Genomic DNA, 14,659 nt, shown 5'->3' on the forward strand with positions numbered 1-14,659 from the left:
AACCGGAGCCAGGAAAATGATAGTGCCCAAAGGTGGCGGGCGTCACAAAAATGTCGCAATCAATTATAGAGGGCAGGCCCTGCCGCCCGGGCTGTTGCTTTCGCAGCGAGTGCGGGCGGGCGCTTCAGCGCAGGAAGGCGTCGTAGCCCGTCTTGAGGATCAGGCTGCCCACGACCACGATGAAGATGCCCCGCACAAAGCCCGCGCCGTGCTTGAGCGCCATGTGCGTGCCCAGCAGGCTGCCCAGCACGTTGGCCACGGCGAGCGTCACCGCGTAGTGCCACCACACATGGCCCTTGGCTGCAAACAGCGCAATGGCGGCAATGTTGGTGGCGCAGTTGAGCAACTTGGCCGAGGCCGACGCGTTCAGAAAGTCGTAGCCCAGCAGCCGCACGAACAGGAAGACGAAGAAACTGCCAGTGCCGGGCCCGAAGAAGCCGTCATAAAAACCGATGAGCACACCGATCAGGCAGGCAGCCAGCACTTCGGCCCGGCCGGCATAGCGCGGTGTGTGGTGCCGACCCAGCTCCTTTTTGGCCAGCGTGTAGGCCAGCACGCCCAGCAGGACGAGCGGCAGCAGCTTGCGCAGGAAGTCGGCCGACATGACCGTGACCGTCCATGCGCCGGCGAATGCGCCCACGAATCCGGCCGCTGCAGCGGGCAGCATGGCGGGCCAGCGGATCTGCACGCGCCGGCTGTACTGCCAGGTGGCCATGGCCGTTCCCCACACCGATGCCGCCTTGTTGGTGCCCAGCAGCGTGGCCGGTGGCGCGCCCGGAAAAGCCGCAAACAGTGCCGGCACCATCACCAGCCCCCCTCCGCCCACAATCGCATCCACAAAGCCTGCGAGCAGCGAGGCCAGGGTGATAAAAATCCATTCCATCGCTGGATTCTCGCACCTGGTTTGCTATCAATTTAGAACTTTTATGCGCCGTGCTTCGTGCGGCGTGCGCGCAAAGCAGGCAAGAAAAAGGCGCCGGGATCGCCGGCGCCTGAAAAAAGAATGCACCTCGTTGGGTGCTTGGAATTTGATTGTTGGTAGAGATGTCTCCTCGGGCCCCTCGCTTGGCACACCGAAGCGCGCTTTCGAGTGCTGCAACTGTAGCGGCTGCACTTCGGTGGTGCATTGGGAGTTTCCCGCACCCATTTGCAGGGCCTCCAATGCCGCTTTTGCCCCGAATTGGCGGGCTCTGGCTGGCATGGCTTGTGCAACGCGCTTGTAACAATATGCGAAAGGGAGCGCTTATGCGGTCATTCATGCACTGGTTCATTGCGGTCGTGTCATTGAGCCTGGGGCTATGCGTCAGTGCGATGGCCCAGACAGCGCCGCCGGCCGCGGCAAACCCAGCCACCGGGGCGGCGGCGCCAGCAGCTGCGGCGCCACTGACGCGCCCCACGCTGGTGGCACAGGACACGGTGAGCGCGGCCGATACCGGCTGGATGATGACTGCCACCGCCCTGGTGCTGCTGATGACGCTACCGGGCATCGCACTCTTTTATGCCGGCATGGTGCGCAGGAAGAACGTGCTCAACACCATGGCCAGTGTGGTCGCCATTGCGGCACTGGTCAGCCTGTTGTGGTTTGCGGCGGGATATTCGCTGGCGTTCACGCCGGGCGGCGCCTGGCTGGGGGGACTGGACCGCTTGGGATTCGCGGGGCTCGATTTCCAGCTGGCAGAAGGCAAGCTGGCGGTGAGCCATGTGGCACCGCGCATCCCCGAGTCGGTGTACGCCATGTTCCAGCTTACGTTTGCCATCATCACGGCCGCGCTGCTGGTGGGGGCGTTGGTGGAGCGCATGCGGTTTTCCGCCATGCTGGTATTCATCGGCCTGTGGACCGTGGTGGTCTACGCCCCCGTGGCGCACTGGGTGTGGGAACCCGGCGGCTGGCTGGCCCAGATGGGTGCGCTCGACTTTGCCGGCGGCTCGGTGGTGCACGTGAATGCGGGCGTGGCCGGACTGGTCTGTGCCTGGTTCCTCGGTCGCCGCACGGGTTATGGCCGCGAGCCCTTCGAGCCCTACAACCTGGGGCTCACCATGGCGGGCGCCGGCATGCTGTGGGTGGGCTGGTTTGGTTTCAACGCTGGATCTGCCGTGGCGGCGGACGGGCGTGCCGGACTGGCGATGGCGGTGACGCAGCTGGCGGCAGCGGCGGGTGCCTTGTCGTGGATGCTGGGCGAATGGGTGGTGCGAGGGCGTCCGTCCCTGCTGGGGCTGTGCTCTGGTTTGGTTGCGGGTCTGGTGGCCATCACGCCGGCCGCGGGTTTTGTCACGCTGCGCTCTGCGGTGGTGATCGGCCTTGTGGCCGGGCTGGCTTGCTACTGGGGCGCCACGGGGCTCAAGCGCCTGCTGCGTGCCGACGATTCGCTGGACGTCTTCGGTGTGCATGGCATCGGGGGCATCGTGGGCTCGTTGCTCACGGGCGTGCTGGCCAGCAAAACGGTGGGGGGCGTGCAGGGCAGCCTGCTCACCCAGGCCATTGGTGTGGGCGCTGTCATGGCCTACAGCCTGGTGGTGACGGCGGCGCTGCTGTGGCTTGTCAATTTTGCGATGGGTCTGCGTGTGGACGAGCAGAGCGAGCAGACCGGGCTCGACATTGCCCAGCATCGTGAACGCCTGGGCGGCTGAAAGGGCCTTGCCATGCCAGACACCGACAGGCTCGCCATTGCGGCCCATCTGCATGTGCTGCTGCGCCGCAAGACGGGGCGTGTGACCGATACCGAATGGATGGCGGTCAACGCCGGCTATGCGCTGGAGATCGTGCGTTTTGCGCGCCAGCATGCCCAAGAAGACAACGTTCCCGAACTGGCCGAGTGGGCCGACCGTCTGGACCGCGCCGTCCATGCCGAACCACCCGGCGCAGCGCGCCGCCCGTTGCTGGACGTGGCCGCGCAGGCCGTGCGCCAGCGCATCGCGCCACCACCGTCCACGGAGCCTCCGCCAGAGTTGCCGCGCTACGTGGGCGGCATCCGCTGAAGCCGTTCCCACCCTGGGGCTTGGTGACGACTGCACATGTGCCTGCGGCCGCCACCGCATGGTCAGCGGGACCGGCGGGCCAGCGCTTCAGGAGGCGGTCTTGCGTGCCTGCAAAATCCACTCGGCCGCCTTCTCGGCCAGCATCAGCGTGGGCGAATTGGTGTTGCCGCTGGTGATGGTGGGCATGGCGCCTGCATCCACCACGCGCAGGCCGCCAATACCGCGCACGCGCAGCTGCGCGTCGAGCACCGCCATCGGGTCATCGTCCCGCCCCATCTTGGTCGTGCCTACGGGATGGAAGATGGTGGTGGCGATGTCGCCTGCCAGCCGCGCCAGGTCTTCGTCAGTTTCGAACTGAACGCCGGGCTTCCATTCCTGGGGCTGGTATTTGGCGAGTGCAGATTGCGCAACGATGCGGCGCGTGACACGCAGGCTGTCTGCCGCCACCTTGCGGTCCTCGGGCGTGCTGAGGTAGCGGGGCGCGATTGCGGGCGCGTCCTGAAAGCGGCCGCTCTTGATCTGCACCGTGCCCCGGCTGGTGGGGTTGAGGTTGCAGACACTGGCCGTGAACGCGGGAAAGCTGTGCAGCGGCTCGCCAAAGGCATCGAGCGACAGTGGCTGCACGTGGTACTCGATATTCGGCCAGGCCTGGTCGGGGCTGCTGCGCGTGAAGGCGCCGAGCTGCGACGGCGCCATGCTCATGGGGCCGCTGCGCTTGAAGGCATATTCCAGCCCGATCTTGGCCTTGCCCCACAGCGTGTTGGCCATGGTGTTGAGGGTTTCCACACCCTGCACCTTGAACACGGTACGGATCTGCAGATGGTCCTGAAGGTTGGCGCCCACGCCGGGCAGGTCGTGCACCACATCAATGCCATGCTGGCGCAGCAGTGCGGCGGGGCCGATACCCGACAGCTGCAGCAGCTGGGGCGAGTTGACGGCGCCGGCGCTCAGGATGACCTCTTGCGTGGCGCTGGCAGTGACCATCTCGTGCCCGTCCCACACCTGCACGCCGGTGCAGCGCTGGCTGCCGTCCGGCTGCGTCTCGATGATGAGCTGGGTCGCCTGCGCGGCGGTCCACATCTCGAAGTTGGGGCGGCCGTAGCAGGTGGGGCGCAGGAAGGCCTTGGCGGTGTTCCAGCGCCAGCCATTTTTTTGGTTGACCTCGAAGTAGCCCACGCCCTCGTTGTTGCCGCCGTTGAAATCGTCGGTGGCCGGAATGCCCGCCTGCTGCGCGGCCTGGGCAAAGGCGTCGAGCACGTCCCAGCGCAGGCGCTGCTTTTCCACGCGCCATTCGCCCGTGCCGCCAGTGCTCTTGTTGCCGTGCAGGCGCTTGAAGTCCTCATGAACGCCGCCGGGCTGATCGAGGCGCCAGTGGTCTTCGTGGCGCCGGAAGTAGGGCAGGGCGTTGTCCCAGCGCCAGCTGTCGTCGCCCGTCAGTGCGGCCCACTGGTCGTAGTCGCGGGCCTGGCCGCGCATATAGATCATGCCGTTGATGCTGCTGCAGCCGCCCAGCGTCTTGCCACGCGGGTAGCGCAGCGTGCGGCCGTTCAGGCCGGCGTCGGGCTCGGTGTTGTAGAGCCAGTCGGTGCGCGGGTTGCCAATGCAGTAAAGGTAGCCCACGGGGATATGGATCCAGTGGTAATCGTCCTTGCGGCCTGCCTCGATGAGCAGCACGCGGTTGCGGCCATCGGCACTCAGGCGGTTGCAGAGCAGGGCGCCGGCCGTGCCGCCGCCGATGATGATGTAGTTAAACGTGGTGTCGCTCATGGATGGAATGCTGGCTGCGGCGGTACGCGGAACAAGAAAGTAGTTGGGCGCCATTGTGCGGTGGGTAATCTACCTGTCGAGGGTAGAAACACGAATTGCTACGCTATTTGTAGCTAATGGCGCTTGTTGATGTTGCGCTAGCAGCCAATTTGACAATAATTGCATGCACGGGGCTTGCGGCTGTGCTTGTGTGCTGTGCGTTGTCCCGGCGCGTGCCGCCGACGCGGCGCACCTGATTTTTCCCAACCATGGTGGCTCACGCCGCCCCATCCATGAGCGAACTGTCGCCTCGCATCGTCCGTGCTGAATCACCCCAAGGGCCCCAGGCGCAGTTGCTGGGACGCTGGGGTGCGGCCGAGCTGGGCCAGCGCACGCAATGGCGCGCGCTGGCGGCCCAGTTGCGCGAGCATGCGGCGCCTGCGGGTGGCTGGGATTTGCGCAGCCTGCAATGGCTGGACCATGTGGGCGCGCAGTTGCTCTGGAAGCAATGGGGCCAGAAGTGGCCCGAACATGTGCAGCTCACCGATCTCCAGCGTGCCATGCTGGAACGCGTGGCAAGCCTCACGGTGGTGCCGCCGCCGGCAGAGCCCTGGCGCCTGTCCGAGCAGATGGATCACCTCGGCGTGCTGGTGCTGCACGGCCTGGACCACGCCAGGCACATGGTGCAACTGGTAGGGCAGTTGTCGCTCGACCTGGTGCGGCTGGCGCGAGCCCCGCAGCGCGGGCCCTGGCGCGATGTGTCGGGCCATGTGTACCGCATGGGCGCCACGGCGCTGCCCATCACAGCGCTGGTGGGTTTTCTGATCGGCGTGGTGCTGGCTTACCTGATGAGTTTGCAGCTGCGCCAGTTCGGGGCCGAGTCGTTCATCGTCAACATCCTGGGCATTTCGCTGATTCGCGAACTGGGGCCCATGCTGGCGGCCATCCTGGTGGCCGGCCGGTCGGGTTCGTCCATCACGGCGCAGATTGGCGTGATGCGGGTCACCGAAGAGCTCGACGCCATGCGCGTGATGGGCATTCCGCACGGCTTTCGCCTAGTGCTGCCGCGCACGCTGGCGCTGGCGCTGGCCATGCCCCTCATCAGCGTGTGGACCACGCTGGCGGCGCTGGCCGGCGGCATGCTGGCGGCCGATGTCGCCATGGGCATTTCGCCGGCCTACTTCGCGCAGGCCCTGCCCGCAGCGGTGAAGATCGGCAACCTCTGGCTGGCGATGGCCAAGTCGGTGGTGTTTGGCGCCCTGATTGCCCTGATCGGCTGCCACTGGGGCCTGCGCGTCAAGCCCAACACACAGAGCCTGGGAGAGGGCACCACGGCCTCGGTCGTGACATCCATCACCATGGTCATCATCGTGGACGCGGTGTTTGCCGTGGCGTTCAAGAACATCGGAATATGAGAAGCCCCCCTGAGTCGCACAGCGCCCGGTGTTGCCGCCAGAGTCGGCAACCCTTCGGAGCCGTCCAGGCCTGCACTGGCAGGCTTGGGGCCGCGGCTCCTCAGCCCCGAGGGGGACGCCACCCCTGGCCCGGCAAAGCCGGTTCCACGGTGGCGCTGGCCTGGGACGCGTCGGTTTTCAGCGACGTGAGCATGTGTTTGGACTGCGGGGGCAGCCCATGATGGCCCGTTCCGCGCCGCCCGAGGATCTTGCCATGGCGCCGGGCGAGCCACCCGTTGTGGACGTGCAAGGCCTGTGGACCACGTTCGGCAAGGGCGACGAAGCCTTTACCGTGCACCAGGACCTGCAGCTGTCGGTGCAGCGCGGCGAGATCCTGGCGTTGGTGGGCGGCTCGGGCACGGGCAAGACCGTGCTGCTGCGCCAGATGCTGGGCCTGGCCATGCCCACGCGCGGGAGCGTCACGGTGCTGGGCCAGCCGGCCTCGGAAATGGGGCGCGAAGGCGCTGCCAGCCGAGTGGGCATGCTGTTCCAGCATGGCGCGCTGTTTTCGGCTTTCAACGTGCTGGACAACGTGGCGTTTGCGCTGCGCGAGCAAGGCACGTTGCCGGCCGATGTGGTGCGCGATGCGGCGCTGGTCAAGCTGCAGATGGTGGGCCTGGAGCCCGAGCACGCCAGCCGCATGCCTGCCGACCTTTCGGGCGGCATGGTCAAACGCGTGGCCCTGGCGCGGGCGCTCATCATGGATCCCCCGCTGCTGCTGCTCGATGAACCCACGGCGGGGCTGGACCCGAGCAGCGCGGACGATTTCGTGGCCTTGCTGCGCGAGCTGCATGCGGCGCTGGGCCTGACCGTCGTGATGGTCACGCACGACCTCGATACCCTGTTTGCGCTGAGTACCCGCGTGGCCGTGCTGGCGGACAAGAAAGTCATCGTCACCGGCGCGCCGGCGGAGGTGGCGCGCTACCCTCATCCGTTCATCGAACACTTTTTTCTGGGTGAACGCGGCCAGCGCGCCATGGCGCCCGCGCACACCCTGGTCACCGCCAAGGAATCCTGATGGAAAACAAAGCCCACGCCCTCGCCGCCGGCATCTTCGTGCTGGTGGTGGCCGCCATGCTGGCGGGTCTGGCCATCTGGCTCACCCGCGACAACACGAGCTATCAGCAATACGAAATGACCAGCAAGGACGGCGTCACCGGCCTGCAGCCCCAGGCCGCCGTGCGCTACAAGGGCGTGGCCGTGGGCAAGGTCACGCGCATCGGCTTCGACCCCCAGGTTCCGGGCAACGTGCTGATCCGCATCGCCGTCAATGACCAGGCCCCCATCACCCCCAGCACCTTCGCCGTGCTGGGCTACCAGGGCGTCACCGGCCTGGCCCATGTGCAGCTGGACGATGAGGGGGTGGCGGAGCCGCCATTGCCACCCGGCCCCAGCGGCCTGCCGCGGCTGCCGCTGCGCAGTTCGCCCCTGTCGCGCCTGGCGGAGCAAGGCCCCGCCATCCTGGGTCAGGTGGAAGAAGCCACGCACCGCATCAACCAGTTGCTGGGCGATGACAACCAGAAACGGTTCAGCCAGGCACTCGATGGCATGGGGCAGGCCGCCAGCAGCGTGGCGGCCCTGACCCAGCGGCTGGACACCACGGTGAAAGAGCGTCTGGACCCGGCCCTGGCGGCCCTGCCGCCACTGGCGGGCGACGCACGCCAGACCCTGCAGGCCCTGCAGCAGGCCGGCGCCCAGGTGTCCACGCTGGCCGCTGACATCGGTCAGACCACCCGACGCCTGAGTGCAGAAGGTGGTGCCCTCGATCAGATCACCCAGGGCACCCAGGCCCTGGCGCGCGCCGCCGACCAGTTTGGCAACAGCACCCTGCCGCGCGTCAACCGCGCGGCAGATGACACCTCGCGTGCCGCGCGCCAGTTCGGGCGCACGGCCGGTGGAATCAACGAAAACCCGCAACTCTTCATCTATGGCACCGGCCGGGCCGGCGCTGGCCCGGGCGAGCCCGGCTTTGAGGCACCCACGGTTCAACCCTGATGCAATTCGCCATGAAAACTATCAAATTCATAGCTGCCAGCGCTCGCAAATCAAGCGCTGGAGCCGTATTTGTTGCTATTTTATTGGCGGGATGCTCGGCGTTGCCATCGCCACCATCACGGCCCGTGCACTACGACTTCGGCCCGGGCGCCATGGCGCCAGTGGCCGGCGACCGGCGCGCACCGCTGCCGCCCCTGGCGCTGGCCGATGTCGAGGCGCCGGGCCTGATCGAAGGCAGCACCGCCGTGCTCTACCGCCTGGCTTACGCCGATGCCCGGCAGCTGCGCCCCTACACCCAGGCCCGATGGAGCCAGCCGCCTGCGCAACTGGTGCAGCAGCGCCTGCGCGACCAGCTGGGTCAGCGCCGCGCCGTGCTCACACTCGAAAGCGGTGCGGCCCAGGCCCGCGCGGGCGGCAAGCTGCCCACCGTGTTGCGCGTGGACGTGGAGGAGTTCAGCCAGGTCTTCACCAGCGCCGCCGAAAGCGCCAGCCTGGTGCGCCTGCGTGCCACCCTGGCAGAGCCCGCCCAGGCCGGTGAAATGCTGCTGGGCCAGCGGGTTTTCATCGTGCAGCGCCCTGCGGCCAGTGCCGATGCCGCAGGCGGCACCCGGGCACTGGCTGAGGCCACGGACCAGGTGGCGCAAGAGCTGGCGCAGTGGCTGGAGCAGCTGGGTCGCTGAGCTGCGCCTTCAACCCGGCTGCCTGCCGTTGCGAGGGCAGGGCGCCGCAATGCCTTCTGCCGGTGTCCTATGCGGGGTGTTTGTCTGTCAGGACCGTAGGCCTGGGCTGACGCGTGGTTCTCGGCATGGCCTACGCGGCGCAGCGCCTGTCGTTTTTACAGTGGACTCCATCGCATCACGCACATGTTCCACGCATTCCGGGTGGATGGCTGAGGCGAAATTTTTCGAGGAAGCACACACCATGAATGAAGACACCCTCCAAGGCAACTGGAAGCAATTCAAGGGCAAGTTGGTCGAGCAATGGGGCAAGCTCACCGATGACGATTTCGATGTGATTGCCGGCCGGCGCGACCAGTTTCTGGGCAAGCTCCAGGAACGCCACGGCATCGCCCGTGACGCAGCTGAAAAACAGCTCAAGGAATGGCAGGACCGCCATCCTGATTTCCGCTTCAAGGATTGATGCCTTGCGCGTTTCCGCTTACGGCCTTTGAACGCCGTTTCCTGCCCGCAGGCGCTGCCGCGCCTGCGCCCCTTTCCGATTTCCACTGAGGTATCCGCCATGAAAATTGCACGCACATTGATTGCCACCGTCACCGCCGGCCTGTTGGCCACCAGCGCTTTTGCCCTGACCCAGCCAGAGTACAAGGCGGCGAAAGACACCATCTCGGCCGAATACAAGGCGAGCAAGGACAAATGCAATGCCCTGACGGGCAACGCCAAGGACATTTGCGTCAAGGAAGCCAAGGGCCATGAAGATGTCGCCAAGGCCGAACTGGAAGCCAAATACAAACCCAGCCCGAAAGCCGACTACAAGGCCCGCGTAGCCCGGGCGGATGCCGACTATGCAGTCGCCAAGGAGAAATGCGACGACCTCAGCGGTAACGCCAAGGACGTCTGCGTGAAAGACGCCAAGGCGGCCCATGTGACGGCCAAGGAAAACGCCAAGGTTGCCGAAGTGAAGGCCAAGCCGGCCGACACGCCGGCCGCCAAGGGCGCTGCCGTTGCCGAGGCGCGCAAGGACGCTGCCGCGGAAAAGAACGAGGCCAACTACAAGGCCGCCAAGGAGCGTTGCGACGCGATGTCGGGCGACCTCAAGTCCAAATGCGTGGACGACGCCAAGCGCATGTACGGCCAGTAAATAGACGGGCAGCAGCGCATCCGCGCAGCTGGCAGGCACATTTGCCTGCCCCCCCGAAGCCCCGCCCTGTGCGGGGCTTTCTTGCGTTGTGGCGTGCACGCAAGACCCATGACGTGCGTCAACACATGGCATGGCCTGGCGCCCTAAGCTCACGCCTTTTTCGTGACGCAAGGAGTCAAGAATGTCTGCACTCGAATGGTCCGACGCATTGGCACTGGACCTGCCGCTCATGGATGACACCCACCGCGAGTTCGTGGATCTTCTGGCTGCGGTGGAGGCGGCCGACGACGCTGCGCTGGTGGCTGCCTGGCAGGCCCTGGTCGAGCACACCGAGCAACATTTTGGCCAGGAGGATGCGTGGATGGCCGCCACGCGATTTGCTTCGGGCAATTGCCACGCCATGCAACACAAGGTGGTGCTGCAGGTCATGCGCGAGGGCGCCGAGCGCGCCGGCGGCCGGGGCGAGCTGCATGTGGTGCGTGCCATGGCGGCCGAGTTGGCGCTGTGGTTTCCCCAGCATGCGGAAAGCATGGACGCGGCGCTGGCATTGCATTTGCGCCGGGTGGGTTTTGACGCCACCACCGGTGTGGTGCACGCCCCCGATGCGTTGCCCGAGGGGTTGATTCACGGTTGCGGCGGTGCGAGTTGTTCCGACGAAGGCAGCCATGCAGCGGTGGCTGGCGCGGCAGAAGCCGCGCTGGCCTGAACGCCTGTACGGCCGATAGGCAACCAGGGGCAGTGGCCAGGCGCTGCCCCGCAGCAGCCCCATCCAATTGCTTTAATTTTAATAGCATCAGGCCCATGATGCTCGTGGTCTACAACCTTTTTTGGCTTGTATTCACATCAGTGCTCCGCGCGGTGGGGCTCCTGCACCAGCCACTGCTGCACCTGCTCCAGCACCCACTGGGGCGCATCCAGCGGTAGATCGTGGCCGGACTGTGGGTGCAATGCCAGGTCGCAATGCCAGCCACGGGCAATGGCTTGCGAGCAGCGGCTGTCCACCAGCTGATCGTTCTGGCTGGCCAGCAGCAGGACGGGCGGGCTGGGTGCCACGGTGGGCGCGCGGTAGCGGGCCGCCGCCACCAGTTGGCGCAGGGCGTTGGCTGCCGACACCGGGTTCCGGGCGCGGGCGGCCACCCAGTCGTCAATGACCGCGTTGCGCGGGTCGGGCGCATTGCTCGTCAGCCGCCACACCGTGCGTTCGATGGCTTCGGGCGATCGGGGCCGCAGCGCCAGGCCCAGCAATGCCGCGTAGTTGCGCGGGCGCAGCCGGTGAAAAAAGGGGCTGAACGGGCGAAAGCTGGTGTTCACCAGTACGCAGCCCGCGATGTCCGCCGGTGCCGTGCGTGCCCATTCGGTGGCGACCATGGCGCCCAGCGACATGGCGAACAGCCGAAACGGCGGGCGCACCCCTTGTCTGGCCAGCTCGGCCCGGCAGGCCGCCACCATGCCCTGCACGGTGAGCGGGCTGCGCCGGGCATGGAGCTGGCCGTTGCCCGGCAGGTCGAGCGTCACGACCCGGGCATCGGGCCATGCGCTCTGGAAGTTGTCCGCAAAGCGGCCCCAGTGGGCGGTTTCCCGGGTGAGGCCGCGCAACAGAATCCAGGTGTCCATGGGGCTCAACCTAGAAACGGCAGTTGGATGCGCCCGGTAGCGCCGAGATCGGGGTGCCAGGCAAGGCGCGACGACGCAGCGGGCTCCTGCCCGCAAGGAGGAGCAACGCCGCATGGTGCCCTGAGCACGGTGCTGGCGGGTGCATAGCGCTCTCACCCATAAGGCGAACGCCATCGATGTCATCAGCGATAGATGTCATGTAACTTGGCAATGGATGCAAAGCGGTCAATTGCCGTTTCTAGTTTTAATACCACTCGGCCAGCGCGTTGGCGCGGTGTAGTTCGTAGTGTTCCTTGCCGGGGACCCAGCGCTGGTGGCTGCATGCCGCGCGCGACAGGAAGTCGAGCAGCGCCAGATGCCGGCGCAGCACCCGCTGCTGGCGGTGGTCGATCAGGGGATTGAAGATGCCCATGCGCGAGAACAGCTGGCGCGGATTTTTCTTGATCCAGATCCACGAGCCCATCTCCAGCGTCAGCGGCAGAAAGATGCGTTCAGCCTGCTCGCAGGACTGCAGGTACAGGTAGTCCCACAGGTCGCCGTGGGCCAGGTACTGGGCGCTCTGGGGTTCGATGATGTACTGGTGGTGGCTGTGCGCCTGCAGGAAGATGGTCTTGAGCGCATGCAGCTCGTTGAGATGTGCGATGGGTTTGCGGGTATGGGCAAACGGAAACCACAGTCGGTCGCGCACGCCGAAGCCCGAATGGCAGTCCAGCGCAATGCTGAAGGGCCGGGGCAGAAGCTCTGTGCGCACCACCTCGCACAAGGCCTGGCTCTCGATCTCCATCGGCTCGCCAAAGTGGCCGCGATACCACGGCAGGCCTGCGCTCAGCCGCTGGCCACCCATCAGGAAGGGCACGCGGTCCAGGGCCTCAACCGGCGCATTGCGCATCAGGTCCACCCCGTTCGGGTTGGCGCGCGTGGCAGCCCACATGCCACCGGGGTTGACGATGGGCATGAACACCAGGCGCACATGCTCGAGCTGTTGGTGCAGCGTGGTGTCCCAGCGCAGCCGCATGACGATGTTTTGCAGATAGGAAATCACCACCTCGGCGCCGATCCGCTCCAGGCCATGCACGCCGCCAAAAAAACCGACCGCGGGAATCTGGGGGCTGGGGTTGCCAATGCCGATCGAATAGATGGGAAACGTCAGTCCCGACGCCACGCTGACCTCGCGCACCACGCGGACCTGCAGGTCCGGGCCGCCCTGTTCCATGATCTTTTCCAGGGCCCGCAGTTCGGGCAGATCGTTTTCGGGCACGGTGGTGGTGGCTGGAGTGGCAGAGGGTGGACGCCGCAGCATACCGCCCGATCGGCCTGCCGTGTCAATCGGATATTTGGATGTGGCAAATGCGCCGACGGACGCCAAACTGTCACACGCCGCAGTTACCTTGCAGCTGCCAACAACCTTCTCCAAAGGCCTCGTATGCTCTGGAAACTGCTCGGATTGCAAAGACTCTTCGACGAATTGTTCGACGAACGCTGGCGTTTCCTGGATTTGCCGGGCAACGACTGTTTCTCCCATGAAGAATTCACCACCCCAGCGCCAGCGCAGGATTGACGTGTTGCGCTGGCTGATGCTGTGCGGCCTGGTCGGCTGTGGCATGGCGTGGGGTGTGGTGGAGTTCTTTGCCCTGCAGCGGGCGCGCTACCACGCCTGGCGCGACCGCCAGCAGACCGCGCTCCCGCACTAGAGGGCGTGATGAGTGGGCTCACCCATCCTCGCCCACAAAGCCGGGGCGAGGAAATTGCGAACGCGGCGAGCCACGCAGCGGCCCTGGTCGCCGCCATCGCGGCCGGTCCCTGGCTGGTTTCCTGGGGGCGGAGTCGGGGTATCGAGGGCTTTGTCGGTGTCTGCGTTTTCGTGGCCACGATGGTGTGGCTGTACCTGGCGTCCACCGTGTACCACGCTTTGCCGGAAGGCCGTGCGAAGCGGGTTTTTCTGAAGCTGGACCACGGCGCGGTTTATCTGTTCATCGCGGGCAGTTACACGGCCTTCGCGGCGGGCCATCTTGATGCACCGTGGGGCAGCGCTACCTTGGCGCTGGTCTGGCTGGTGGCGGCTGCGGGCATGGCGCTCAAGGCCATGGGCCGTCTGGCATCGCCCTGGCTGTCCACGGGCGGGTATCTGGCGATGGGCTGGCTGGTGTTGCTGGCGGCGGTGCCCATTCTGGAGCGGGCTTCACCGGCGGGCGCCCAGTGGCTCGTGGCCGGGGGCTGCGCCTACACCGTCGGGGTGGCCTTTTTTGTGCTGGACGCGCGCATCCGTTATGCCCATGCGGTCTGGCATGGCTTTGTGGCGGCGGGGACGGCGTGCCACACCTGGGCGGTACTCGGTTAGCTAGCGCGCCCCGAGAATGGGGAACAGCTTGCCCAGGCCGTCGGCCATCACCTCCACAGCCAGTGCCGCCAGGATCAGGCCCATCAGCCGTGTCATCACGTTGATGCCCGTCTTGCCCAGCACGCGCGCGATCGGATCGGCGAGCGAAAAGCACAGGGCCGTGGCCAGAGCGATCACCACGCCGTAGCCCACCAGCGCCGCGTGCTGCCAGAAGGTTTGCGCACGGTCGGCGTAGATCACCACGGTGGACATGCTGGCAGGCCCGGTGAGCAGGGGAATGGTGAGTGGCACCACGGCAATGCTGCTGCCCGCCGCCGCCTTCTCGGCGCCTTCCTCCAGCTCGTGGGTGTGGGTCTTGGCCTCGGCCGGCTGCGCGTTGAGCATGTTCATGGCGCTGATCAGCAGCAGCATGCCCCCGCCCACCTGGAAGCTCTGCAGCGAAATGTTGAAGAACTCCAGGATCTGCAGGCCGAGCAGCGCGCAGGCTGCAATCACGCAAAACGAGGCCAGGGCCGCCGTGCGGATGGTGCGGCGGCGCTGCTCGCTGGAAAACCCCTGCGTGTAATGGATGAAAAACGGCACGATGGCCAGCGGATTCACGATGGCCAGCAAGGTGATGAGGGGTTTCAGATCCATCGGCGGTTTCCTGACATGCGCAAAGCGGGGGCGGGCGTGGTGGTGGTGCGGACGGTGCCGGTCAAGCGCAGCACTTTGTGCA

17 protein-coding genes are annotated in these 14,659 nt (G+C 66.1%); 12 read left to right on the top strand and 5 right to left on the bottom strand.

Features of this window, described 5'->3' with window-relative positions; translation table 11 throughout:
• Positions 1-124: 124 nt before the first annotated feature.
• On the bottom strand, positions 125-883 hold the full coding sequence (locus tag CBP34_RS01215) for a sulfite exporter TauE/SafE family protein (RefSeq protein ID WP_087743058.1): 759 nt from the start codon (positions 881-883) through the stop codon (positions 125-127).
• Between the two features lie 428 nt (positions 884-1,311).
• Between CBP34_RS01215 and CBP34_RS01220 the strand changes: the two genes are divergently transcribed.
• Complete coding sequence (locus tag CBP34_RS01220) at positions 1,312-2,628, top strand: ammonium transporter (RefSeq protein WP_094097069.1); 1,317 nt, start codon at positions 1,312-1,314, stop codon at positions 2,626-2,628.
• Positions 2,629-2,640: 12 nt separating this feature from the next.
• Positions 2,641-2,976 (top strand): hypothetical protein, encoded by a 336-nt coding sequence (locus tag CBP34_RS01225; RefSeq protein ID WP_094097070.1) that lies wholly within the window; start codon positions 2,641-2,643, stop codon positions 2,974-2,976.
• A gap of 87 nt (positions 2,977-3,063) precedes the next feature.
• Here the strand turns inward: CBP34_RS01225 and CBP34_RS01230 are convergent, their stop codons facing one another.
• Positions 3,064-4,743, bottom strand: coding sequence for a GMC family oxidoreductase (locus tag CBP34_RS01230; RefSeq protein WP_094099004.1), 1,680 nt, complete (start codon positions 4,741-4,743; stop codon positions 3,064-3,066).
• Between the two features lie 272 nt (positions 4,744-5,015).
• On the opposite strand from CBP34_RS01230, the gene CBP34_RS01235 reads away from it, so the two are divergent.
• The 7 genes from CBP34_RS01235 to CBP34_RS01265 all read left to right on the top strand — a co-directional run bounded on the left by CBP34_RS01235 (position 5,016) and on the right by CBP34_RS01265 (position 10,695).
• Positions 5,016-6,137, top strand: a complete 1,122-nt coding sequence (locus CBP34_RS01235; protein WP_086926302.1) for an MlaE family ABC transporter permease — start codon at positions 5,016-5,018, stop codon at positions 6,135-6,137.
• 217 nt (positions 6,138-6,354) lie between these two features.
• Complete coding sequence (locus CBP34_RS01240; RefSeq protein WP_094099005.1) at positions 6,355-7,194, top strand: ABC transporter ATP-binding protein; 840 nt, start codon at positions 6,355-6,357, stop codon at positions 7,192-7,194.
• Complete coding sequence (locus tag CBP34_RS01245) at positions 7,194-8,171, top strand: MlaD family protein (protein ID WP_086911045.1); 978 nt, start codon at positions 7,194-7,196, stop codon at positions 8,169-8,171. Before CBP34_RS01240 ends, CBP34_RS01245 begins: the two co-directional genes overlap by 1 nt.
• An 11-nt stretch (positions 8,172-8,182) precedes the next feature.
• Positions 8,183-8,851: an ABC-type transport auxiliary lipoprotein family protein gene (locus CBP34_RS01250; RefSeq protein WP_094099006.1), complete on the top strand. Its 669-nt coding sequence runs from the start codon at positions 8,183-8,185 to the stop codon at positions 8,849-8,851.
• Between the two features lie 241 nt (positions 8,852-9,092).
• Positions 9,093-9,311, top strand: coding sequence for a CsbD family protein (locus tag CBP34_RS01255; RefSeq protein ID WP_086913876.1), 219 nt, complete (start codon positions 9,093-9,095; stop codon positions 9,309-9,311).
• A gap of 99 nt (positions 9,312-9,410) precedes the next feature.
• Positions 9,411-9,989, top strand: a complete 579-nt coding sequence (locus CBP34_RS01260) for a hypothetical protein (protein WP_086911046.1) — start codon at positions 9,411-9,413, stop codon at positions 9,987-9,989.
• 181 nt (positions 9,990-10,170) lie between these two features.
• A complete protein-coding gene (locus tag CBP34_RS01265; RefSeq protein ID WP_094097071.1) occupies positions 10,171-10,695 on the top strand; it encodes a hemerythrin domain-containing protein in 525 nt (174 codons plus the stop codon).
• A gap of 137 nt (positions 10,696-10,832) precedes the next feature.
• Here CBP34_RS01265 and CBP34_RS01270 read toward each other — a convergent pair whose 3' ends face one another.
• Together CBP34_RS01270 and CBP34_RS01275 are read right to left on the bottom strand one after the other, a co-directional pair.
• Positions 10,833-11,603 carry an alpha/beta fold hydrolase gene (locus CBP34_RS01270; RefSeq protein ID WP_094097072.1) on the bottom strand — a complete coding sequence of 257 codons (771 nt, stop codon included), beginning with the start codon at positions 11,601-11,603 and terminating at the stop codon, positions 10,833-10,835.
• A 244-nt stretch (positions 11,604-11,847) separates the two neighbouring features.
• On the bottom strand, positions 11,848-12,861 hold the full coding sequence (locus CBP34_RS01275) for a M14 family zinc carboxypeptidase (protein ID WP_236748483.1): 1,014 nt from the start codon (positions 12,859-12,861) through the stop codon (positions 11,848-11,850).
• Between the two features lie 165 nt (positions 12,862-13,026).
• Between CBP34_RS01275 and CBP34_RS20265 the strand changes: the two genes are divergently transcribed.
• Genes CBP34_RS20265 through trhA form a run of 3 tightly spaced genes read left to right on the top strand, consistent with a single transcriptional unit; the run spans position 13,027 to position 13,941 of the window.
• Complete coding sequence (locus CBP34_RS20265) at positions 13,027-13,161, top strand: hypothetical protein (RefSeq protein ID WP_255378701.1); 135 nt, start codon at positions 13,027-13,029, stop codon at positions 13,159-13,161.
• Positions 13,124-13,294 (top strand): hypothetical protein, encoded by a 171-nt coding sequence (locus CBP34_RS19600; RefSeq protein WP_167372716.1) that lies wholly within the window; start codon positions 13,124-13,126, stop codon positions 13,292-13,294. Before CBP34_RS20265 ends, CBP34_RS19600 begins: the two co-directional genes overlap by 38 nt.
• Positions 13,295-13,302: 8 nt before the next feature.
• A complete protein-coding gene (trhA, locus tag CBP34_RS01280) occupies positions 13,303-13,941 on the top strand; it encodes a PAQR family membrane homeostasis protein TrhA (protein WP_094097074.1) in 639 nt (212 codons plus the stop codon).
• On the opposite strand, the gene CBP34_RS01285 is transcribed toward trhA, so the two are convergent.
• Entirely contained in the window at positions 13,942-14,577 is a 636-nt protein-coding gene (locus CBP34_RS01285) for a MarC family protein (protein ID WP_086911050.1), read from the bottom strand.
• Between the last annotated feature and the right edge of the window lie 82 nt (positions 14,578-14,659).

It is taken from the genome of Acidovorax carolinensis (assembly GCF_002157145.1).
Taxonomy (GTDB): domain Bacteria; phylum Pseudomonadota; class Gammaproteobacteria; order Burkholderiales; family Burkholderiaceae_C; genus Acidovorax; species Acidovorax carolinensis.